The following is a 24675-nucleotide window of genomic DNA, read 5'->3' on the forward strand; positions in this document are numbered from 1 at the left end:
TGTATATCGCTATGCGTGGTTATACATGGATAATTTTTGGTTACAGTCGCAATTCACTGTCCCTGTTCATAAACATGAATGCTATGCAAAAAATTCTACAACTATTGTTTTGTGTCATGCTGCTTTCTTTTGGAGTGGCAAATGCACAGAGCGTCATTGACCCCAACGATCCTATTGTCCGTTACACGGGTACTATTCCAGCCCAGCCAGCGGATGGTGTGATTGGAAAATGGATTAGCACCGATAGACATAACGATATGCCATATGGTTGGCGTTCAGATTCGCTGAAAGCCTACATTTACAAAGGTTTGGCCTTTCGTGTGCAGTTTCCAAAATCTTACAAAAAAGGCGTGGCCGACGGGAAAAAATATCCTGTATTCCTCTTCTTTCATGGTAAAGGAGAAGCCGGCCCTATTCAGGACAACGAATATCAACTGTACCATGGAGGATATATATTCTCCAATGCCGTAACTGCAGGCACTTTCGATGGTTACCTCATTTATCCTCAGAGTAGCAGTGGATTCTGGACTACCTGGGAATTCAGCAGGGTAAAGGAAATTCTTGATTATATGGCTGTCAATAATAAAGCGGATCTTAACCGTATTATTGACAATGGTCTTTCTTCCGGTGGCGGCGCCACCTGGGATTTCATGCTGGATTATCCATCTTATGTTGCTTCTGCATTGCCAATGAGTAGTGCGGCTTCCGGGCTTGCGCAACCCGCTGTTATTGACCAATATAAATTTACGCCGGTATGGTTATTCCAGGGCGCGCTCGATGGCGGCCCTACCGAATGGACTGCCACACAGCAATACAATGCAGTGATGGCCGCTGGCGGAAATATGAGATATACCCTTTATCCAAATGTGGCGCACGACACCTGGTATCATGCCTGGGCAGAAGCAGACTTCTTCCCTACCATGAACAGGGCGCATATATTGACTCCGTGGCCGCTGGGCGGCAGGTCCGAATTCTGTAATGGCGATCCTATCAACCTTACTGTAGGTATCGCAAGAGGATTCACCAATTATCAATGGAGCCGCAATAATGTAGTAATAGATACTGCTACCGGTAATCAAATCAATGTTACCTCTCTGGGTACTTACGCAGTACGTGTTTCAAGAGATAACGGTGCTACCTGGTCTGAATGGTCGCCAAATCCACTGGTGATTAAAATTAAAGCACCTACTGTTACACCGCCTATTACTACCGTAGGACTGGCATCCAACGTAATCCCTGCTCCTGATGGCAAAACGACCGTATCCCTGCGTTTGCCACAAGGCTATGTACAATACAAATGGATGGACGCTTCCGGCGCAGTGGTATCTACTGACAGTGTGTTTACCACCAGCACATCCGGGGCGTACACCGCAATGGTTACGGAACAATATGGCTGCTCCAGCAACCCTACTGCTCCCTTTAATATTATCAATGCTAACGGCCCTGGCGCCCCTGACGGCATCCGTGCGCTAACGGCAACGCCTGTATCAAAAACGCAGCTTCGCCTCGACTGGATTCAGAAAGACAATCCGCAGTATAACGAAACATTCTTCGAGGTGTATCGTGGAACACAGTCTGGCGGCCCTTATACCCTTGTTGCAAAAGTAAATGCAGACATTACCACCTATACTGATAATGGCCTGCTTCCTAATACCAACTACTATTACGTTATACGTCCGGTAAACAACAGTGCTGCCGGTCCCGTTTCTTCCGAAGTAAAAGGTGTGACCATTGCAGATACCAATCCGCCTTCTGCACCTGCTAACCTTCGTCTGAATGGCGCAACAAGCCGCACCTCCATTCCTGTTGCCTGGGATGCCTCTACGGATGATGTAGGCATCGCAGCTTATGATATTTATGTCAATGGCGTAAAAGCGTATACAACGGATTCGGCTACACGTAATGTTGTATTATACGGCCTCACGCCTCTCCAGACCTACAGCATTTATGTAATTGCCAGAGATCTGGCTGGAAACAGCTCCGTGCCTAGCGCACAGCTCAGCGCAGTAGCTAAAATCAATGGGCTGAGATGGGATTATTATGCGATGCCGAGTACGATTTCCGTACTACCTGATTTCGGTAGTATCTCACCAGATCTATCCGGCTTCAGCGCTAATATTGACCTTAGCGTTGCGCCAAGCACCGTTAACTATGCCATGCGCTGGACAGGTTATATCAGGATACCAGTAAGTGGTAACTATCAATTCCAGGCCACCTCCGATGATGGAAGTAAATTCTTCTTCAATATCGGTTATAACTATAGCGGTACTTCTACTATCAACAACGATGGCCTTCATGGCAGTCAGGGTGTAGCAAGTAGCACTGTAAACCTGACTGCTGGCGTATATCCATTTACGTTAGTATTCTTCCAGGCAGGCGGCGGACAGGTGATGACATTACAGTGGAAGAGTTCAGCCGCAGGTTTCAGCAGCTTTACCAACATTGACCCATCTTATTATACAGAAACGGTTACCCCTGGCGGTACTGCTCCTGCAGCCCCTTCTGCTATCAATGCTGTAGCCAGCGGCTATAAGAGTATAAACCTCAACTGGATCGATAACAGCACAAATGAAAGTGGATTTGAGGTATACCGTGCCACCACACAAAATGGCGCGTTCAATATCATCGGCAGAACCGGTGCGGCCATTACCACCTTTAATGACAACACCGTATCTCCTGCTACCCGTTACTATTATCGTGTAGGCGCTGTAAATACTTATGGCACTTCCGGAATGGCTAACAGCTACCCTATCAGGGCATGGTGGAAACTTAATGGGAACGCGGCAGACAGCAGCTACTTTGCTAACAACGGCAGTGCTACAGGTGTTACCTGGGCCGCTGATGGCGTAGGAAGTAATAAATCTGCCTCTTTTGCCGGCAATACCAATTCTTATATCAGCATCGGAGGAACATCTACCAACACCTTCCTCCGCGATACTGTAAATGCCCGCACTATTTCTATGTGGATCAAAGCTTCCTCTGTTTCCAATAAACAATATATCGTTGATATTGGAAATAGCAGCAATGGTTTGTGCATTCGTTTAAATGGTAATAAAATAGAAGGCGCTGTTGCTGCAAACAGCAACAGAGTATCAATTGCAACTACCCAAAATATTGCCACTGGCAGCTGGGTACACGTTGCACTTGTATTCAATAAAGGAACAAACAATAAGCTGAAAGTATATGTAAATGGCGTACTAAGCAGCAGCTCCACAAGTACCAGCTCTACTATTCTGCCAGCATCAGAAAATGCATTCCTTGGTAAAAACAGCAGCACTTCACAATCTGCCACGGCATTTTCCGACAATAGCAGCTCATCTACGCAAGTACCATTCACAGGTCTGGTAGATAATATGATGATCATTGATCAGGCATTGGTAGATTCAGAAGTTACCCAGCTAAAAAATCTGACCTTCCCGATCAATACCACCATCACCGGTCCATTACCTGCAGCACCACAGGCGCCTTCACAACTGGCAGCTGTAAACGCAGGAAAAAATATTCAACTGACTTGGAAAGACAACGCTAATAACGAAGATAAATTTGAGCTGTATCGTTCTGTAAACGACACCACCAACTTCAGGTTCCTGACAACGCTGGACACCCTCGCCAACACTGGCTTACAAGGCACTTACCTGGACACCAGCGTATTCTCCAACTCTACTTATTATTATAAACTCTGGGCGGTAAATATTACAGGAACATCTGCATGGTCAAACATTACCAATGCAACCACACCTAATAATCCGCCTAAAATAGATCCTATCGTTAGCAGAACCATCCGCTTCGATAACGTGATCCAGATCCCGATCAGTGCCACTGATCCTGATGGTGATGCCCTTACCTTCTCTTTCCTTAACTTGCCTGATTTCATTACATTGGTAAATAGTCCTAACGGCCCTTACCTCAATGTAGCTACGGATAGCAGCAAACAAGGAACCTACCTCAATAACGTAGTAATGGTGACGGATACACATGGCGCAAGCGATACTGCGCGCTTTGACCTCATCATCAATAATAATTATCCGCCTGTATTAGCCAGCATCCCAGCGGTTACTATGAATGAAGGAGGTACACAACAACTTACCCTGCATGCTACCGATCAGGATGCAAATGATACTTACACCTGGACAGGCGTCAACCTGCCTTCATTTATTACCCTTGCCGGCAATGGCCTCAATTGTACTGCCACTGTACATCCGGGCTTTATTGATGCAGGTAATTATACCATAAAAGTGCAGATCACCGATAACAAAGGTGGTACCGACTTCCAGACATTCAACTTGATTGTTAATAAGGTAAATCCTAACGGAAAAATATTCCTCGATGTTACTCAGTTGGGCGCTTCTCCTGCTCCTTGGAACATGACAAACGTTCAACAGAATAATAACCTGAAAAATGATAAAGGAGAACAGACAGCGATAGGTATCAACTTTGTAACACCAACCTTCTGGCTGGCCAATGCCGGTCCAAACACGGGAAATAATAGTGGTGTTGTGCCTGATGCCGTGATGAAAGATTATATGTTCTTTGGTATGTATGGTATTCCCGATACCATTCCAGTCATCTTCTCAGGCTTAGATACAGTTAAACAATACAATATCCGCTTCTATTCAGGAAGTATCTGGGCCGATGTTCCTGGTGGCAACAATGGTGTTACCTATTACAAAGCAGGTAACCAGCTGGATTCCATCAATCAACAAAATAATACTACCAAACTCGCTAACCTGACTAACCTCAAAGCCAATGCAGATGGTACTACTACGGCGTATGCATATCGTCCGGCATGGTCTCCGATCGGTTATATCAGCGCTGTAGAACTGGATTATTATTTTGATGATGGCAAATCCCCAGCTGCACCTAAGAACCTCACTGGTCAGGTGGTAAACGATACTGCCGTGCTGAATTGGGTTGATGTAGCTTACAATGAGCTGAACTACCAGATTTTCCGTAGTGAAGACAGTATTTCATTCACGTTGCTGGCCACTGCACCGCAAGATGCAACCAGTTACAATGATATTTCCGCGCTGGGAAATCACAAGTATTACTATAAAGTCCGCGCTGTTAATAGTCTGGGTGGCTCGCTCTTCTCAAATATTACCAGCATCTCCCTGCCAAACAAAAAACCAGTGTTAGCAGATATTGCAGATGTGAAGATGAAATCACTGGCTACCCAGGCTGTGAATGTGAGCGCCACTGATGATCCGGCCGATCAGATCACACTTGCTGTGGCAGGTCTGCCTTCCTTTGGCACCTTTACTGATAATGGCAACGGCACTGGTGTACTGAACTTCGCTCCTACTGCGGATAATACAGGTTCTTACGCCATCACCATCACGGCAAATGATAACCATGATGGCAGTAGCAGCAAGTCATTCAGACTCTTTGTTTCAGATCGTAATACCACACAGACCTATTTCAATATTGCAATAGATAAACCAGCGCCGGCACCATGGAACAATATCATGGGTCTACCTTCCAATGGCAATGGCATTGGCATCCCGGGCACTGCTACTGTAGTTGATGAAAACAATGTGGCTAACGGCATGACCTTACAGCTGCAAAGCGGTTGGGATGGATGGACTGATTATATGGGTATGAATACCGGACAAAACGTGGGCATCTACCCAGATACAGTTCTCTACAAAGGCTGGTATCTCAACACAGGCACGCAAAATATTGTTGTCGGTGGCCTGGATAATAACCTGCGCTACAACTTTGTATTCTTCAACAGCCAAAGCTTTGGATATGACGCTACTACCAACTTTACCATCAACGGTACTACGGTAACTTCAAATGCTGCATATAACATCGCTAAAACTGTACAACTCAACAATATCGCACCTGTAAATGGTCAGGTAACGATCAGCATCACCAAGCCTTCCAATGCAATTGTAAGCCGACTGAATGCCATCGTGGTAGAAGCATATCCGCAAACGGTGGCAGTAATGAGCCCTGGTAGCGTACGTGCCATCGCTCAAAACAGCAAAAAAGTTGCAGTGACCTGGGCAGACCGCAGTGCCAATGAAACCGGCTTCCAGATCTGGAGAAAAACAGGCAGTGGTGGTACGGACGTTCTGCAGGCAACAACGTTACCTAACGTAACCGCCTATACGGATTCTCTCGTTCAACCAAACACACAATATATCTATCATATTAGGGCAGTGAAAAGCGGCGTATTCAGCGACTTTAGCGCCACCGCCACTACAACTACCTATGCGGTAAATGTTTATGTAAATCTTACTGATACTTCCAGCGCCGGCGCTCCTTGGAACAATACCAACAGACGCCCCGCCCTTGGTACCCTCATCAGCAACCTGAAAGACGACAATGGTAACGTAACAGGTATGGGCATTACCATCACCCAGAACTTTACCGGCGTATACGGCCTCGCAGGTATGAATACCGGCAATAACAGCGGTGTATATCCAGATGCAGTGATGACCGAAAACTTTGTACTCTTCGCAGGTGCGAAAGCAGCCATGAAGATTACTGGTCTGAACCAAGGACTGGCATATAACCTGACTGTGTTCAACAGTGCTGCAGATAACATGCGACTGGAAACAAGATTCATTGCCAATGGTAAACAGGTAACCTGGCTGAATGCCAACCAGAATACCAACGCCACTGCTACCATCTACAATGTAATGCCAGACCAGAACGGCGAAATCAAACTCGAAGTAGAAACTGGTCCGCAAGCAACATTTGGATTGATGGCGGCACTGGTGATCCAGGGTTACTCTCCTACATTACTGCCTTCCGTTCCTGGCTCACTCCAGACAATACAGCAGAATGTAGTCGCTTACAGCCCGGATGCCATCACTAAATCAGCAGCGGCAAATGCTTCTGAGGTATTCAGCAACGTGACCGCCTTCCCGAATCCGTTTGGTGAACAAATCAATATCAATATGACCATGAAACGCAGTTCTTCAGTGTATATGGAAATATTTGATCTGAATGGTCACCTTATGTACAAAGAAATGCTGTCGACCGTACCGGAAGGAGCTTCAACACTTAGAGTATATACAGGAAATAAAATCACTGTACCTGGATATTATCTCATCAGGTTAACCGATGATCAGCGTAAATCAACCGTGATACGCGCGATCAAACAATAAAATAAGATCATTCAATCCCGGTAAAAAGAGATGCTGTTCCAACCGCATCTCTTTTTCCGGATAAATGAATGCGTAAAGTCAAACTATTATGGACGTAATCTATTTTCTGAAGGCACTACTGAAAAAAAAATGGCTGATCATCATTAGCTCTATACTTGCTGTGGTAGCAGCTTTCTTCTTCACCATGAACAAACCGAAACTCTACGTTTCCAGCGCACAGATGGCAACAGGTCTTACCTATACAGACCAGATCCGTCTGCGCGATGATCACGTGAATATGTTTGAGGTAGATCAGAAATTCGAAAGCTTAATCACCACCATCACCTCCCCAATTGTTATCTCCTTGCTGTCGTATGATCTGCTTCTTCATGATATGAGTGGCAACCGTACCAATGCATTTCGCGTTTTAAAGGATGCGCAGTTAAATAATCCCGCGTATAAAAATGCTGACAAACAGAAATTATTAGCGCTCTGCCAGCAGAAGCACGACTCCATGCAGATGCTGAGCGCCTATCGCCCCGATGAAAGAGAACTACAGGAGGTATTGAAGATATACGGTTATGATTACGAATCCCTGAAAGGTCAGCTCATAGCGGCGCGTATGAACCGTACCGATTACATCGACCTTACTTTCCGTTCGGAACATCCCGAACTCTCCGCATATATCGTGAATAAGCTCTATGCCGAATTCATACGCTATTATAGAAGTCAGCGCAGTGAACAAACCGTTGAAAACGTGGAAACATTCGCGCAACTCGTAGACCAAAAGAAAAAAGAACTGGACTCCAAAGTAGAAGCACTCCGCTCCTACAAAGCATCTGAAAAATTGCTCAACGTAGATGCTGCCAGCGGTAGTGAACTGCAACAGATCAAAGGTTTCGAGAAAACACTCTTCGATGAGCGTGCCAACATGAACACGTTACAGGCCTCTCTAGATAATATCAACAACCAGCTGACCATAGCCGCTGGTGGCAAAACCGTTTATAATACCAGTGCCAACGGCGATATCATCTCCCTTAAACGTCAAATCACTGACCTCAACGAAGAATATGTAAAAACCGGCTCCACCGACGAAGTAATGGAAGCCAAAATAAAAACGCTTCGCGGTCAGCTACAATCCAAAGTAGAACAAATGACGGTGACCTCTGGTAAAAACGTTACCAACGCAGATGAACTCCAACAGAAAAAAGGGAGTCTGCAAGCCCAGATCAAAGCCACCAATATGAATATTGCTAACCTGGAAACCAGGATAGCGTCTCTTCGCGGAACACTCGGCTCCTATGCCAGCAAAGAAGCCACTGTAGGATCTTTACAGCAAGAAGTTACCATGGCGCAAGAAGATTATAACAAGCTGAAAGAAAAACTCAACGCAGCTATCGATAATCGCTCTGCACCTCAGGATGGCTTCAAGCAAAGCCTTATCGGACAACCTGCCATCAAGCCTGAATCTTCCAAAAGACTCATCGTAATGGGCCTTTCTGGTATATCAGTTTTCTTCCTGACCACACTCGCCATCCTCTTCCTGGAATTCATCGATACTTCCCTGAAATCCCCATCCATCTTTGAAAGAAGTGTGGCCCTGAAGCTGATCAGTTCTATTAACCAGACAGATCTCCGCAGATATAGCATTCTTAATATCTTGCAAAAGAAAGATAGTGGCAACCCCGCCGATAAAAAACAAAGACAGAATACCTTCCGGGAACTGCTTAGGAAATTGCGCTACGAAGTGGAACATAGCGGTAAACAAATCTTCCTGTTTACCAGTACAGAAGCCCAGCAAGGGAAAACTACACTGACACAGGCCCTCGCCTATAGCCTCAGCCTGAGTAATAAAAAGGTGCTGATCATCGACACCAACTTCTGTAACAACGACCTCACCATGCAACTGGACGCAAAGCCTACGCTGGAGACCTTTTCTATCCCTCGCGAACAATTCACGATTGACAAAATCAGAGACATCGTTACACTCTACCCTTCCGAAGGCGTGGAAGTAATCGGATGTAAAGGTGGCGACTATACGCCGTCTGAAATTCTGCCGGAAAATCATCTGCTGAATTACCTGCCGGAATTATCCGCATACTACGATTTCATACTGCTGGAAGGCGCACCACTCAATGATTACACCGACAGTAAAGAGCTGGTCAACTATGTACAAGGTGTTATCGCCGTGTTCTCTTCCCATGCGGTATTGAAACAGACAGACAAAGAATCCATCCAGTTCCTGCAAGAATTGGGCGATAAGTGTATCGGCGCTGTATTGAATAAAGTTAAAGAAGACTACCTGGAGTTATAAAATGCCTGCCACTACACTACATATGGAAAAAGGCCAGCAACTGGCTACTGCACGCTACCAGTGGGTAGACTATGCCAAAGGCATTGCTATCATACTGGTGGTGTATCGCCATATGCTGTATGGATTGCAGCATACTGGACTACCCGTGGCACAGTGGATCATTGATGGCAATAATATGCTGTTCAGTTTCAGGATGCCACTGTTCTTTCTGTTGTCAGGACTGTTTTTCCAGGCAGGACTCAAAAAGCGCGGCGCCACCGGACTACTCGCCGATCGTACCAACAACCTGTTGTATCCCTATATTATATGGGCATCCATACAAATAACGTTGCAGATAGTATTCAGTCGCTTTGCCAATGCAGACAGGAACCTGTGGAGTTATGCAGAGATTTTCGTACAGCCACGGTCGTTAGATCAGTTGTGGTATCTTTTTGCACTCTTCAACGTTACTGCGCTATACCTATTTAACCATAGCATTGTAAAACTGAGTACCACACAACAATTATTGTTAGGGTTAGTATTGCTGGGCATTGCGCCGTGGGCGGTACCTATCAGTACCTGCTACGATGTATTGCTGCATTATATCTTTTTTAGTATAGGCGTTGCCGTGGCTCCTTACCTGTTGAATGAAACAGCACAGCAGCAACTATCTCAGGGAAAATACCTGCTATTCTTACTGCCGGCTTTCGCTTATTCACAATGGTATTTTCTCTATCACCAACAAATGAACCTGTTCCTCTATGCCGTGATAGCGCTTACAGGAAGCCTGTTCATGGTGTTATTGTCTGCCTGGCTGGCCAAGTTTAATGTACTGGGTGTTTTCAAAATTATAGGTACCTATTCTTTATACATCTACCTGCTACATGTAATGCTGGCCGCAGTATTACGCAGCTTGCTCATAAAATGTGGTATACATAACGTACCAATTTTATTGCTGATGCTGATTGCAGGGTCCATTCCATTATCGATACTGGTGTACAAAACCATGCTGAAATGCAGACTGGGATGGTTGTTTAAAGGTCCGTTAAAAGTGAAAAAGCAAACGTATGAAAAAGGAAAATAAACCGATGAGTACCAACTTTCATCAGTTGCTGATAAATATATTCCTGGCGCTGGTAATGCTGTCACTCTTTGTAAAAATAGTATTCCTCTGATGCTGGAAGCAATTAAAGAACATAAGTGGAACATTTTCGTAGGCATGTTACTGTTATTGGCAGTACCCATGATTCCCTACATTACCTCGAATGATTTCAAGTCGGGGATACTGGTGCTGTTTGCTATTTTTGGCAGCGCCCTGGCATTCCTTTGTTTTAATAATGCCAAAGTTGGCTTCTATATCACCCTGTCTACCGTGATCACGGTGAGATGGTTTGAAAGACTGTATGGACAAGAGATACAGGTTGGCGCGGCTATCGACTTTATGCTGATTTGTTCCCTGATAGGAACCATGTTGCATAAAAACCGTAAGGGCAGTAACCCGATCAGTTACCTGAAAGAACCTTTGCTGGTGATCATGTACATTCAGTTTGCCTATAGTATGATGGAAGGCCTAAATCCTAACGGCTCCAACAAAGATACCGTCATCATCTTCTTTAGATTATTACTACGTTATTTAATGTTTGCTATCCTAACTACCGTAGTCATGAAGAAAAAGGAAGATGTACACTTTTTCTTTAAATACTGGCTCGGCTTATCTACTGTTTCAGCAGTATATGGCTGTATCCAGGAGTGGTTTGGGCTGATGCCGTGGGAATGGGCGATCGTTATGGCTTCTCCCGAGAAGCTGGCCACCACACTCATTCAGGGACACCTCCGCATTTTCTCCACCATGACGGATCCCGCGGTATTTGGGGTACTGATGGCCTGCGGCTCCGTGCTGTGCATCATTCTGCTCACTGCCAGTCTGAACATCATCAGCTTCCAGAAGAAAATACTGATAGGCATTGCCCTACTATTTCACCTGATGGCGTTGGGATATTCGGGTACCCGTACCGGTTATGTTATTATTCCAGCCGGGCTCCTTCTGTTTCTGCTGGTAAACCTGCATAAACGTAATACGCTGATAACCGCTATGGCATGCACTGTTATAGGTGGCGCCATTCTATTTGGCCCGTTCTACGGCAATGCTACGATTAACCGTGTACGTAGTGCCTTTGTTGGTACAGATGATGCATCACTCAATGTACGCGAAATCAACCGACATAGTATTCAACCTTATATACATACCCATCCTATCGGTGGTGGCTTATTCACCTGCGGCGGCGAAGGACGGGCATACAATCCTGGTCACCCACTGGCTGGGTTTCCGCCAGACAGTGGCTTCCTGCGCACCGCATTGGAGCTGGGTTGGCCTATGCTAATAGTGGTGATGTTCTTTTATTTTCTGCAGATGAGCACCTGCATTGGCAATTATTTCCGGTTTAGTGGCGAGTTAGATAAGCTGCTAGCCATCGCCGCAGCTTCCATGACCTTCGAAATGGTCATTTCCATGTATGCCCAGGAAAGTGGGGGTCTCATGGAGTCGGCCTTCTTTATCAATGCCCTCACCGGCATTGTCATCAAATCAAAATATCTGTAATTTTTTTAAATAAGCATGTATGAAAAAGCTGCTACTGTTAACGCTTCCCCTCTGTTTTGTGCTGTTGTCACAGGCCCAACAAAAAGATTCTCTGGACTTAAATACCATCCAGAAAAACCCAGGCCTCGAAATGAAATTTCGCCAGGTACTGATTCAACTGGCAAGTAAAACACCCGTGCAAGACCTCGTAGATGCTAAAGAAAAAATCGGTGACTATCAGGTAGCCAATGCAAAAGCACAGTGGCTCAACCATGTCGCATTTTTTACCAATATCAATGAAAACAGCTTTAACAGGCAAACCATCTACTACAACCCCAACGATCCTAAAGGCAACACCAACCAAAATAATTACTACCCTACTTATAACGTAGGTCTTTCCTTTGCCCTGGGAGATTTCGTTACCACGCCCAAAATGGTGAAGATCGCCAGGTTGCAACGTAAGATGTTAGATGCAGAAAGAGAAACAGATATCCGGAACTCCCGTTCCAAAGTGCTGACAGCTTACGAATCTTTTGTTGCCAACAAAAAATTATTCGAGCTGGAACTGCCATTGCTGGAAGATGCCCTCACCACTTATCAGACATACGAAAAGAAATTCTCTGCCGGAGAAGCATCTCTGGAAGATTATAACAAAGCATATAAAGCCTACAATGCAGAACAGGTGCAGAACGTCATTCTCACCAGGAGCTACAACCAGTCTAAAATAGAACTGGAATCTATTATCAATATGCCGCTGGAACAAGCCGTTCAACTGGTCAACAAATAATCGCTCATGAAGAAGAATCAACCTTTATTTTTAGCCTGGACTTTTCTAACGATACTACTACTTTACTCATGGTACCGGATCTCCGCTTTAACCGGTGGTCACTTCTGTTACTCGCTGGACGATGCCTTTATTCATATGGCAGTAGCCAAAAACCTTGGCCTGCATGGCGTTTGGGGCATCACCCCTGATGCTTTTGGATCAGCATCTTCTTCTCCACTATATACTATATTGCTGGCCTCTCTTTTTTGTATAGGCGTTAACAGTTATCTCGCCGGTTTATGGATCAATATACTGGCCGCTTACGGCGTACTATTCACTGTGCATAGCATATTGCTGAAATATGCACTACCGGCTATTGGCAGAACGATTGTATTGTTAAGCCTGATCATTCTTTTCCCTTTTACAGTAATAATATTAACCGGTATGGAGCATCTCCTCCATTTCTGGTTTGCCTTATTATTCATACAAGGTATAGTGGAGATGATTTCCGCGGATAATATCAACGGACGAAAACTCCTGCTGGTAAGCTGTTGGGGTGCGTTGATGGTGGCTACCCGCTTTGAAGGTCTGTTTATTTTAGGCGCCGCCTGTTTATTACTTTTATTTTATAAGAAGATAATTGCAGCTTTTACAACTGGTTTCGTAGCTGCGTTACCGGTAGTGATCTTTGCCATCATCTCCGTTGCCTACGGTGGATATATCTTGCCTAATTCCGTATTATTGAAAAGCAGTGGTGGTCCTGCCGGCCCTGGTGCATTGAGTCATGCACTCCAGGAAATCCTTATCTACCGGCTTATGTATGGCAACAGCACCATTATGGGCTTGTTCCAGGCCGACAAAGCCTACACTGGCCAATCCTCAATCTCTGGTACTTCATTACTTCGTATACTCATTATCGTTCCTTTACTGGTAGTGCTGGTAAAAACAAAACTCTCGGGCAATACCACTAAACAAGCCGTCAACATGGGTATTATACTCAGCATCGGCGGCGCGCTTCACCTGGCATTAGCAGCAGTAGGCTGGATGTTCAGGTATGAAGCCTATCTCATAGGACTCGCTATCATCAACATAGGCCTACTCTTGTGGTGCCTCTGGCCGGGAATTACCAGCTTGTATGCGGGCAGCGTATGGCCGCAAAGGTTAGTGATGGTATTACTGTTATTCTTTGTGGCCAGCCCACTCCTGGCACGTGCGATGGCCGGCTACAGGAGTACCTATCGTGCCTGCAGGAATATCTATGACCAGCAGGTACAAATGGGAAGATTTTTACAACAATACTACCCTGGCGTACCGGTAGCCGCCAATGATGTAGGTGCTGTTAGCTTCCTGTCAGAAAGTCGTATTGTAGATATATGGGGACTAGGAAATAATGAGATTGCGAGGAGCAAATTAACAGGACATTATAGCGCTGAATATCTGAAAAAACTGTTAAAACGGGAGAAGGTAAAAATTGCGGTTATGTACCCTGATTGGTATGAGGCTTCCTTATATCAGAATTGGGCAGAAACAGGTAGCTGGACGATCCAGGACAATGTAGTATGTGCTGATCCAACGGTGCGTTTCTTTGCGCTGGACAGTGCAGATGCACCTGCCTTAAAGCGTAACCTCGAAGCCTTCCAGGCGCAGTTACCTGGTTCTGTAAATGTAGGTTATGGTGTTTATAAGAAGATGGCAGAGAAGTAACTGTATTTATTTCGGTAATTTCTAAAAATAACAGCATAAAAAAAGGTCTCTACAATGTAGAGACCTTTTTATTATCCAAATGGTAATATTATAAGTTGAAAGCAGCTTTCACTTTATCAACGTAGTCGAGTTTCTCCCAGGTGAAGAGTTCCACTTCAACTGATTTCTCGTTCTTTTTACCTTTGTTGAAAACTTTGGTAACCACTTGTGGAGCGCGGCCCATGTGACCATAAGCAGCAGTTTCACTGTAGATAGGGTTACGCAGTTTCAGGCGTTGTTCGATTGCATAAGGACGCAGGTCGAAGATTTCTTCTACTTTCTTAGCAATTTCGCCATCGGTCAGGTTCACCTTAGCAGTACCATAAGTATTAATGTAGAGGCCACAAGGTTTAGCAACACCAATTGCATAAGAAACCTGTACCAGTACTTCATCACAGAGACCAGCAGCAACCAGGTTTTTAGCGATATGACGGGTAGCATAAGCAGCAGAGCGGTCTACTTTGGATGGATCTTTACCAGAGAAAGCACCTCCACCGTGTGCACCTTTACCACCATAAGTATCTACGATGATTTTACGGCCAGTCAGACCAGTATCACCGTGAGGACCGCCGATAACGAATTTACCGGTTGGGTTGATATGGTGTTGGATATCGAAACCATCGAACAGCTGCTGCAGCTCAGGCTTCAGCTGTGCTTTAACGCGAGGGATCAGGATATTGATCATATCCGCTTTGATCTTCGCCAGCATTTCTTCGTCAGCAGCAAAATCATCGTGCTGAGTAGAGATAACGATGGTATCAATACGCTGAGGTTTGTTGTCGTCAGAGTACTCGATAGTTACCTGGGATTTAGCATCCGGACGCAGGTAAGAGATATCTTTATTTTCGCGACGCAGCACTGCCAGTTCCAGCAGGAGTTTGTGTGCCAGGTCGAGTGCCAGCGGCATATAGTTTTCAGTTTCGCGGGTAGCATAACCAAACATCATACCTTGGTCGCCAGCACCTTGTTCTTCAGGTGACTTACGGTCAACACCCTGGTTAATGTCAGGGGACTGCTCATGGATAGCTGAGAGGATACCACAAGAATTAGCTTCAAACATATATTCGCTCTTGGTATAACCAATTTTGCGAATCACTTCACGGGCGATGTCCTGTACATCGAGGTAAGCTTCGGATTTCACCTCGCCTGCCAGTACTACCTGACCCGTTGTTACCAAGGTTTCACAAGCAACCTTAGATTTAGCATCATAAGCTAAAAAGTTGTCAATCAGAGCGTCGGAAATCTGGTCCGCAACTTTATCTGGGTGGCCTTCTGAAACGGATTCAGATGTAAATAAATAAGGCATAAAAAAGTTTGATTAGCAGTTTTATGGTTTAGTATAAATAACTCTCAGTTTCATACTGTACTGGGAATGATTGCCGCCGCCAGCTTTCAAGCGGTCAACATCCATTACCATGGAGGAATAGCCCTTCAGTTTGAATCCGTTGTTAGTTTCATTCTTTTTAATGAGCTGTTGCAGATAGTGATTGAGGGTAAATTTGTATTGGGATATCATTACACCTCCAAAATTCGTCACTATTTGTCTGGTACCGCCGTAATAAGCTGCTGTACCACTTGCATCAATCGGGAGTTTGGTGGAATCTCCGTTTGTATACTGCAACAAAGTTAAAGCAGATGGAGCAGAATAAATATTATTTTGATCACTTTCTCCAACAGTTATTTGAGTAATTACTAATTCTGCTGAATTGATAATAGCATTCGGGAAGTTCTCGAGGCCAGGAATAGTAAACTTGGTAACCAGGCCAGGAGCGGCTTGCAGGAACATGATACTATCACCTGCAGGGGTGTTTGTATTAATATAGTTCGCTGCTTCTGAACCGGTATAGTTTCTTACGAAATAATTAGAATGTGCGCTTGTACTGGTGTTGAAAGCAAAAGTAGCAAAGAGGGAATCCTGTGTATCGCTCTTATAAAATACATTCAGTTTGGTATTGCTATTGCTCATATCCACAAACATCATGTTTTTATGATTACCCTGGATAGTATCCGGGATGATAGCAAAACCTTTCAGATAAGCTCTGAACGCCGAATCGCTAGCGAAGGCGCCATCTTTCTTTTGAGCCAGTATCTCATTACCAAAAGCATTACTCAACTTGATTCTTATCTGGGCAGTTTGTTTATTGCCATAGATATTAACAGAATCACGTACACTCAACGGCGTTACTGTTGCTGTACCCAGCAGAGTTGGGTCATAAGCCAATGGCTTATTATAAGCGTAGTTAGAGTCAATTTTAAAGTTGTTTTCAGCCATACGATAAACCTTAAAGGTTTGAGGTGTGGTTGAATCTCCTTTATAACCAAGATAACTCAGGCACAAAACTACAGAGTCCAATGTCTGGGAATTACCTGAAAAAGTAAAATTACTTGTAGGCAAACCTACCTGCATAAATACAAATGCATGTGTTTTCCCAAACACAGGGTCGGCTGTTATAGAACCGAGGATTTTATCATAGTTGGTATAGCCATTTACAATAGAAGAATCATACTGGATGACATTCCGTGTAATGATACCCGTTATAGTGGTATCATGGGCATTTACCAGATCACCTGGAGGAATGAGGTTTTTACCTAATAGGGTCGCTTCATTACAACCGGTGGATGCGTACAATACAGATACAATGGCAGCTACGTAGCTTAGGTTCCTGAGTTTAATCTTCACGCTTTATGGTGTTTTTGTGTTGAGTTGCCGAACATTCGTTTCTTTATAACTATTTACCAAGCAACTGGTTGTACAGTCCCAGGTAATCACTCAGATCTTCATTATCTTTTTTGAAAGGCAGTATGATCTTACCTTTCTCCGCCTTCACTTCGTCTACTACTTTCTTCTCCAGTTTGTCGGCCGCCAACACCACAGCATCTGCGTATTTGGCTGCACCTCTGTTCAGGGCAGTATTCGTTCCATCTTTATACAATTCCATATCCTTTTCTTTGATCTGGTTGCTGATGGTTGCCTTCTTAACAAAAGTTGTTCCCAGTTTTTCTTTGAAGGTATTAGGAAGCATAGAATACACGATCTTGCTGTTCGCAAAAACCGGCTCCTTCTTATATGCAGTTTTAAGATACATAGGAATCAAGGAGGTCATCCAACCAGAGCAATGAATGATGTCCGGAGGCCATCCGAATTTCTTCACCGTCTCCAGTGCTCCTTTACAGAAGAATACAGCACGCGCAGCATTGTCATCAAAGAACTGGTCATTCTCATCTTCAAATACTGTCTTACGCTTGAAATAGTCCTCGTTATCCAGGAAGTAGACCTGTAATCTGGCATTTGGTAATGATGCAACTTTGATAATCAACGGGTAATCATCTCCGTCAATCACAATGTTGATACCAGACAACCTTACCACTTCGTGTAAACGATGTCTTCTCTCATTAATAATTCCAAATCTCGGCATGATCACTCTCACTTCCAGTCCGGCCTCATTGGACTTAATTGCCATTTTATTGACCATCGCCGCGTATTCACTCAATTCCAGGTAAGGCGACATCTCTTGGGCAATAAAAAGAATTCTTTTCTTTGTGGACATTTAACGCTGATTATTAATGCAGTAATTTTTAATTTGGCTTGCAAAATTACGGATTTTTTACGGAATATTGGCCAATCTGTCAGTTTTAACATCCTTTTTAACAATGTTTTATGTATCAATTTAAGCGCAGTATTGACCTGAAGAAGCACCTGGAGCTGGTTAGAAAAAGTGGCAAAACAATTGGTTTTGTGCCTACTATGGGCGCCTTACACAACGGACACCTGTCACTTATTCAGGCCGCAAAGCAAAACACGGACGTGGTCGTTTGCTCCATCTTTGTCAATCCAACCCAGTTCAATGATCCTAAAGACTACGAAAAATATCCCATAACAATTGAAGCTGATATTAAAAAATTAAATGATGTTTCTACGGATATCGTATTCCTCCCAGCGGTAGATGACATGTACCCCGAAGGACTCGACGGCAACATTCACTACGATTTCGGTGACCTGGAAACCATTCTCGAAGGCAAATTCAGACCCGGACACTTCCAGGGCGTTGGCCGCATCGTTCATAAACTACTGGATATTGTTCAACCATCCAAACTCTTCATGGGTCAAAAAGACCTACAGCAATGTCTCATAGTACGTAAATTACTCAAAATCATCCACTCTTCCACAGAATTAATTGTCTGCCCAACAGAAAGAGAACCTGATGGTCTTGCCATGAGTAGCAGAAACGTACGCCTCTCACCCGCTGCCCGCAAAAAGGCAACCGCCATCTACCAGGAACTTAACGCCATAAAAAACAGCTTCGGAAAAGGACTCCTGTTCATGGAAAGTGCATATGAAGCAGTCGACCATCTCAAAGCCCAGGGCTTCGATCCGGAATATGCAGATATCCTCGCACTCAAAGATGATACACTCGTTCCACTTGATCAACCTGCCACCGATGACATGGTCGTTGTTGCCGCCATCGCCGCATGGCTCGATGGTGTCCGACTCATCGACAACATCATCATTCAAGGAAAACTTTAACGTTTCATTTTATTATATCATACCCGCAAGGTCATCTAGTTACAATTAGGGTATAACGCCAGCGAACCACACGAAGAGGAAGTCCTGCAAAGGCCTTCCTCTTTTTTTATATTCCTGTTACAATTCCTCTCCTGCTGCTTCACCGCAGCCGCTTATCCTACTTTGCTCCATACAAGCACTACAGCTTTGGCCCGAAACATTATTTTACATAGCTTTGCAGACGCTTCTAATCACAGGAAGCTCACAGTATTATGCAAATCGAAATATTAAAGTGTAAGATCCACCGCGCAGTAGTTACAGAAGCTAACCTGCAATATGTTGGTAGCATCACCATCGATGAAGATCTGATGGACGCCGCGGGACTCATCGAATACGAAAAAGTACAAGTCCTCAACGTTAACAACGGTGAAAGACTCGAAACTTATGTTATCAAAGGCAAACGCGGCTCCGGCGTGATATGCATGAACGGCCCCGCAGCCCGACTCGTTGCCCCTGGCGATATCGTGATCATTATATCCTACGCCACCATGGACTTCGAAGAGGCTAAAAAATATACGCCTATCGCTATCTTCCCTAAGGAAGGAAATAAATTATAATTGCCCGAATCAGCCAATAAACCCGTAACTCCCTAAACACTTTAGCATATGCCGAAATCGCTCAAGAACCTCATTAAGTTTATCTGCTTTTTTGGTATAGGGGTGTTATTGATATGGCTATTTACACGCAACTTTACGCCTGAACAATGGACGCAGATGAAAACTGCGCTCAAAAAGGCAAACTACTGGCTGGCCATACCCGCTGTTATCATCGGTGTTGCCAGCCATTGGTTCAGGGCCACCCGATGGAAACTCCTCATGAAACCATTGGGCCACACCCCTACCACTCTCAATACTTTCTTTGCCGTAATGACAGGCTACCTCGTCAACCTCGCTCTCCCACGCGTAGGTGAAGTAACCCGTTGCGGTATCCTAACACAATACGAAAAAATACCAGCCGATAAACTCGTTGGTACCATGATCGCAGAAAGAGCTGTAGACCTGCTCTGTCTCATACTCCTCACCGTGATCACCGTATTCACCCAATTCGATATCCTCGGCGCTTACGTTCAACAATCTATTGTAGTCAAATTCCAGGAAAAACTCGCCGGCGCTAACATCATGCAAATCGGCATCATCATCGCCGTCCTCGTAATAATCGTGCTGCTGGCCATCTGGCAGATACGTCGCTTCTCCCGCACCAAAGCATTTATTACCATCAAAGCCTTCGCTAAAGGCATGCTGGAAGGCATCCTCTCCGTAGGTAAAATGGAAAATAAATGGTCCTTCATTCTGCAATCCATTCTCATATGGGGATGCTATCTCTCACAGGTATACATCGCGTTCTATTGCATGAGCGAAACCTCCCAACTAGGCATCAGCGCAGCCCTCGCCGTTCTCGTTATCGGTAGTGTAGGCATGATCGTTATGCCAGGCGGTATCGGTATCTACTACGGCCTCGTAGGCTCCATCCTGGAACTCTATAAAATACCATACGAAATCGGTTTCGCATTCGGTACCCTCATCTGGGTAGTACAAACCATCCTCGTAATTGTACTCGGATTCTTTAGTCTCGTTGCACTCCCTGTATACAACAGGAACCGTGCACTCAAAAACGGAATACTCCCCGCCAACGATAAATAATCGGGTCTTTTATTTTTTTGTAGTATTTTGTTGCGGAATTATCGCCGGATAATTGCTGTCTTAAACTATTACTTAATCCCGTACCCGTGCCTCATATGACACAACTTATGCCCCGGAAACATTCCCTGACTATTCTATTGCTGACACTCATCGCAATAGTCAGCAAACTTACCATACGCTATATCTACCATTTCGATTTTACAGCAATACCTGTACTCGAAACATGGCATTTACTTAATAAAGACTTACTCGTAAACAGGCCATGGGAAAGCCTTTGGAACCTACATAGCCAACCGCCGCTATTCAATGGTCTCTGCAGCCTACTCATCATATGGTTTCCAAAACACTACGAAGGCGTCATGGAAATCCTATGGTTTCTCTTTGGCTATGCTCAAACAATATTATTATATGCATCTTTATATAAACTAAGTAACAAACGCTGGCTGGCATTCGCCATCAGCGCCTACTTCTCTATCACACCCGCATTTCTGCTATACGAATCCTGGTACTTCTATACCTACCTGGGCATGATATTCCTATCATGGTCGCTATTCTTTCTGATCCAATATCTACGCACAGAAAAATTCGTATGGGGGTTCGCGTTATTCGCCCTACTCGCCGTTATCTGTCTTACCATCAGCATGTTCCACCTGGCCTGGTTAGTGTTGATTGCCATCGGACTGATTATCTTCAGCAAACCTCAGCTACGCAGAAGAACCTTTATGGCAGCCCTTTTCCCAGTATTAATGGTAACAGGCTGGTATGCTAAAAATAAAGTAATGTTTGGCCACTTCACGGCCTCCACCTGGATGGGCATGAATATCGCCCGTATCATGCTGCCACTCGACAGGCAACTCCCATCTTCCGTAACAAATGATACCATCCGCAGACTCGCTGACATCGGCCCTTTCCGCTGCCTGGAAGAATATGGCCCATGGCTGCCTGCCAACGATAAGTATAAAAATGTACCCGCACTGCAGGAATGGTGCAAAGCCTCCAGTGAATGTAATTTCAACAACATCCAATACATCTGGATATCTGATAAATTCCAGGAAGCTTCCATCGCCTGCCTCAAAAGCAATCCAAAGCCTTACCTGTCGCTCATAAAAACATCCACGACACTTTACTTCTCTCCCGCTACCAATTATTTTGCCTTTAAAAAGAACAGAAGCAAAATCATTGATTACGAAAATTTCTTCAACCTGGGATACATTCCCATTTATAAAGATTATGTATTCCTGACCAATGCCATCCTTTTCCTGGCCTATCTTTTCTCCTTTACTGCACTGGTAGTGATACTGCTGAAAAGATTTAAAAATGTATTAAAAGGCACCCAGAAATGGCAATGGCAGGACATTGCAGTGATCTATTGTGCATTCAATATCCAATACCTCGCACTGGCAGGTAATCTCCTGGAATTAGGAGAAAATATGCGCTTCCGGTTTCAGGTGATCCCGCTCTTCCTCTTTATGCTCACCTATCTTTACTGGCATTGGAAATGGAGGAAGAAAGCTGTAACAACCACTGAAACGCCAGCCAACACTGTCCAAACAGCCATTTAACAGTAATTGATGTATAACCTGGGCTGATCAGCAAGTATAAAACATGACAACCTGTTCATACTTGCTGATTAGCCCTTTTTATTTCCTTTTCCCAGCTGTCTTAACTAGTTTTTCATTAACTTTAATTTAATACACGCAATTGTCCTAAATCCGTATCATCGCACATTCTTTTAATGTGAAATTTTTGAATGTAAAATAGAGCGTATGCGTTTGCCGTATAGTGAGAACCTGGAAATTTTAACAATGCCCAATCAAGTAATACAAAAAAAGCCCGCCACCAAAAAGGCCCCGGAACAAAAACGGAAAATGATAGCCAGAGATGTCAGCTGGCTGGCATTCAACGCTAGAGTCCTACAGGAAGCCGCCGATAAAACAGTGCCATTGTACGAAAGGATACGCTTCCTCGGTATATTTTCCAATAACCTTGATGAGTTCTTCCGCGTACGCGTTGCCACCCTGAAAAGAATGTTATCATTCGGGAAATCTGCTAAAATGCACCTCGAAGAAAACCCCGGAAAAATTATTGACAACATCCAATCCATCGTAATCGAACAACAACGCGAATTCGATAGAATCTGGAAAGATATCAACGAGGTAATGGAAGATGAAAGAATCTTCCTGCGCACAGAAAAACAACTCAATAAAGAACAACAGAAATTCGTTCTCACATACTTCAACGAGCAGGTTCGTACCAATATCATCCCGCTGATGATCGAAAGCATTCAACAGTTTCCGAACCTCCGTGATAAGTCCATCTACCTTGGTTGTGTGCTGGCGAAACAGGATAATTCCATTGGCCAGAAATTCGCACTGATAGAAATTCCTACATCAGTTTTACCAAGATTTATCATCCTCCCTTCTAAACCAGGAGAGCATAATATTATCCTGCTGGAAGATGTAGTGAGATTCTGCCTGCCAAATATCTTCTCCTATTTCGGCTTTGATAAATTCTCATCCCATATCATTAAAGTGACCAGGGATGCGGAATTGGACATCGATAACGATATCGCTGACAGCATCATTCACCAGATAGAAAAAGGGCTCAAAGACAGACGTAAAGGCAAACCGGTAAGGTTTGTATATGATAAAGATATCGATCCTTTGCTGCTGGAATACCTGATACGCCGACTAGGCCTGAGTGGAAAAGATAACCTCATTCCGGGTGCGCGTATCCATAACTTCAAGGACTTCATGGACTTCCCGGAGTCCATATTCCCGCCGCATAGCCATCGCAAATCGTTTATACATCCCCTGTTTCTCAACGCCTCCAGCGTAATGCATGTGGTACAGCGACAAGATGTAATGCTGCATTTCCCGTATCACTCCTTTGATACTATCATTGATCTCTTACGAGAAGCAGCTATCGATCCGAATGTTTCCTCCATTAAAATTACCGCATACCGACTGGCAAGGAACTCTAAGATCATCAACGCACTCGTCAACGCAGTACGTAATGGGAAACAGGTAACAGTAGTGCTGGAATTGCGCGCCCGCTTCGATGAAGCAGCTAACCTCGACTGGAAATCCAGATTGGAAGAAGAAGGCGTGAAAGTATTGTTGGGTGTACCTAATATGAAAGTCCATGCAAAACTCTGCGTGATCAAAAAACGTATCGGTAACAAAACCATTCAGTGTGGCTTTGTAAGCACCGGTAACCTCAATGAAAAAACAGCGCGCATCTACGGTGATCATTGTCTGCTCACCGCTAACAGGGCTATCATGGCGGATATCAATCGCATTTTCACTTACCTGGAAAATCCCAAACATGATATCAAAATTCTGGAAGGATGTAAAACGCTGCCTGTTAGTCCGCTCAATATGCGCGAGACCTTCCTGCGCTTGATAGACAGAGAAATTAAAAACGCACGTAATAAGAAAAAGGCCAGCATAATCATCAAAATGAACTCTCTTTCTGATGAAATGCTGATTGGTAAATTATACGATGCTGCCAAAGCAGGCGTGGATGTCAAGATGATTATCAGAGGTATCTGTTGCGCCTATACGGAGAATAAAAAGTGGAAGAAAAATATCCATGCAGTTAGTATTGTAGATGAATATCTCGAACATGCCAGGGTATTTATTTTCCATCATGGCGGACAGGAAAAAGTGATCATTGCCTCCTGCGATTGGATGATCCGCAACCTGGACCATCGCGTGGAAGCCGCAGTAGCTATCACAGATCCTTCCATTCAAAAAGAGCTGAAAGATATTCTCAATATCCAGCTTAGCGGCAACGTGAAAGCAAGAATATTGGATAACGAACAGAAAAATGAATATAAACGTGACGGCGATAAAAAAATCCGCTCTCAGGTTGAAACGTTAAAATATTTACAAGAAAAACAATACCAGTAAGCGATTACTGGTATTGTTTCTGTTAAGAAATGTTGATATTTCCCTCAGGTCACTGGATCATTATTCGGAATTACGTACTT

Annotated in this window: 14 protein-coding genes; 11 read left to right on the top strand and 3 right to left on the bottom strand. The window is 44.3% G+C overall.

The window, feature by feature from the left end; translation table 11 throughout:
- Nucleotides 1-83: 83 nt before the first annotated feature.
- From ACE38W_RS12425 to ACE38W_RS12450, 6 genes are all read left to right on the top strand, one after another.
- Nucleotides 84-7118 (top strand): fibronectin type III domain-containing protein, encoded by a 7035-nt coding sequence (locus ACE38W_RS12425; protein ID WP_375831273.1) that lies wholly within the window; start codon nt 84-86, stop codon nt 7116-7118.
- 88 nt (nt 7119-7206) lie between these two features.
- On the top strand, nt 7207-9411 hold the full coding sequence (locus tag ACE38W_RS12430; protein ID WP_375831275.1) for an exopolysaccharide transport family protein: 2205 nt from the start codon (nt 7207-7209) through the stop codon (nt 9409-9411).
- A gap of 1 nt (nt 9412) precedes the next feature.
- Complete coding sequence (locus tag ACE38W_RS12435) at nt 9413-10474, top strand: acyltransferase family protein (RefSeq protein WP_375831277.1); 1062 nt, start codon at nt 9413-9415, stop codon at nt 10472-10474.
- Between the two features lie 90 nt (nt 10475-10564).
- Nucleotides 10565-11989, top strand: coding sequence for an O-antigen ligase family protein (locus tag ACE38W_RS12440; RefSeq protein WP_375831278.1), 1425 nt, complete (start codon nt 10565-10567; stop codon nt 11987-11989).
- A 19-nt stretch (nt 11990-12008) separates the two neighbouring features.
- Nucleotides 12009-12755: a TolC family protein gene (locus ACE38W_RS12445; protein WP_375831279.1), complete on the top strand. Its 747-nt coding sequence runs from the start codon at nt 12009-12011 to the stop codon at nt 12753-12755.
- 6 nt (nt 12756-12761) lie between these two features.
- Complete coding sequence (locus tag ACE38W_RS12450; protein ID WP_375831281.1) at nt 12762-14438, top strand: hypothetical protein; 1677 nt, start codon at nt 12762-12764, stop codon at nt 14436-14438.
- A gap of 88 nt (nt 14439-14526) precedes the next feature.
- Here ACE38W_RS12450 and metK read toward each other — a convergent pair whose 3' ends face one another.
- The 3 genes from metK to ACE38W_RS12465 are packed head-to-tail and all read right to left on the bottom strand — an operon-like array spanning nt 14527 to nt 18025.
- Complete coding sequence (gene metK / locus ACE38W_RS12455) at nt 14527-15783, bottom strand: methionine adenosyltransferase (protein WP_375831282.1); 1257 nt, start codon at nt 15781-15783, stop codon at nt 14527-14529.
- Nucleotides 15784-15804: 21 nt separating this feature from the next.
- A complete protein-coding gene (locus tag ACE38W_RS12460) occupies nt 15805-17157 on the bottom strand; it encodes a DUF4270 family protein (protein ID WP_375831283.1) in 1353 nt (450 codons plus the stop codon).
- A 49-nt stretch (nt 17158-17206) separates the two neighbouring features.
- A complete protein-coding gene (locus ACE38W_RS12465) occupies nt 17207-18025 on the bottom strand; it encodes a glycogen/starch synthase (protein WP_375831284.1) in 819 nt (272 codons plus the stop codon).
- Between the two features lie 110 nt (nt 18026-18135).
- Between ACE38W_RS12465 and panC the strand changes: the two genes are divergently transcribed.
- The 5 genes from panC to ppk1 all read left to right on the top strand — a co-directional run bounded on the left by panC (nt 18136) and on the right by ppk1 (nt 24595).
- Complete coding sequence (panC, locus tag ACE38W_RS12470; RefSeq protein ID WP_375831285.1) at nt 18136-19002, top strand: pantoate--beta-alanine ligase; 867 nt, start codon at nt 18136-18138, stop codon at nt 19000-19002.
- Nucleotides 19003-19253: 251 nt separating this feature from the next.
- Complete coding sequence (panD, locus tag ACE38W_RS12475; RefSeq protein ID WP_133811105.1) at nt 19254-19598, top strand: aspartate 1-decarboxylase; 345 nt, start codon at nt 19254-19256, stop codon at nt 19596-19598.
- Nucleotides 19599-19646: 48 nt separating this feature from the next.
- A complete protein-coding gene (locus tag ACE38W_RS12480) occupies nt 19647-20681 on the top strand; it encodes a lysylphosphatidylglycerol synthase transmembrane domain-containing protein (RefSeq protein ID WP_375831287.1) in 1035 nt (344 codons plus the stop codon).
- Nucleotides 20682-20776: 95 nt separating this feature from the next.
- On the top strand, nt 20777-22243 hold the full coding sequence (locus tag ACE38W_RS12485) for a hypothetical protein (protein ID WP_375831288.1): 1467 nt from the start codon (nt 20777-20779) through the stop codon (nt 22241-22243).
- 204 nt (nt 22244-22447) lie between these two features.
- Entirely contained in the window at nt 22448-24595 is a 2148-nt protein-coding gene (ppk1, locus tag ACE38W_RS12490) for a polyphosphate kinase 1 (protein WP_375831290.1), read from the top strand.
- The last annotated feature ends 80 nt before the right edge of the window (nt 24596-24675 follow it).

The sequence above is a fragment of the Chitinophaga sp. Hz27 genome, from assembly GCF_042263525.1.
GTDB lineage: Bacteria > Bacteroidota > Bacteroidia > Chitinophagales > Chitinophagaceae > Chitinophaga.

Excerpts from the sequence above, each read along its gene's own strand:
- ACE38W_RS12425 (WP_375831273.1), top strand. The coding sequence starts at position 84 with ATGCAAAAAATTCTACAACTATTGTTTTGTGTCATGCTGCTTTCTTTT.
- metK (WP_375831282.1), bottom strand. The coding sequence starts at position 15,783 with ATGCCTTATTTATTTACATCTGAATCCGTTTCAGAAGGCCACCCAGAT.
- ACE38W_RS12480 (WP_375831287.1), top strand. The coding sequence starts at position 19,647 with ATGCCGAAATCGCTCAAGAACCTCATTAAGTTTATCTGCTTTTTTGGT.
- ACE38W_RS12445 (WP_375831279.1), top strand. The coding sequence starts at position 12,009 with ATGAAAAAGCTGCTACTGTTAACGCTTCCCCTCTGTTTTGTGCTGTTG.
- panD (WP_133811105.1), top strand. The coding sequence starts at position 19,254 with ATGCAAATCGAAATATTAAAGTGTAAGATCCACCGCGCAGTAGTTACA.
- ACE38W_RS12465 (WP_375831284.1), bottom strand. The coding sequence starts at position 18,025 with ATGTCCACAAAGAAAAGAATTCTTTTTATTGCCCAAGAGATGTCGCCT.
- ppk1 (WP_375831290.1), top strand. The coding sequence starts at position 22,448 with ATGCGTTTGCCGTATAGTGAGAACCTGGAAATTTTAACAATGCCCAAT.
- ACE38W_RS12435 (WP_375831277.1), top strand. The coding sequence starts at position 9,413 with ATGCCTGCCACTACACTACATATGGAAAAAGGCCAGCAACTGGCTACT.
- ACE38W_RS12440 (WP_375831278.1), top strand. The coding sequence starts at position 10,565 with ATGCTGGAAGCAATTAAAGAACATAAGTGGAACATTTTCGTAGGCATG.
- ACE38W_RS12430 (WP_375831275.1), top strand. The coding sequence starts at position 7,207 with ATGGACGTAATCTATTTTCTGAAGGCACTACTGAAAAAAAAATGGCTG.
- ACE38W_RS12485 (WP_375831288.1), top strand. The coding sequence starts at position 20,777 with ATGACACAACTTATGCCCCGGAAACATTCCCTGACTATTCTATTGCTG.
- ACE38W_RS12450 (WP_375831281.1), top strand. The coding sequence starts at position 12,762 with ATGAAGAAGAATCAACCTTTATTTTTAGCCTGGACTTTTCTAACGATA.
- panC (WP_375831285.1), top strand. The coding sequence starts at position 18,136 with ATGTATCAATTTAAGCGCAGTATTGACCTGAAGAAGCACCTGGAGCTG.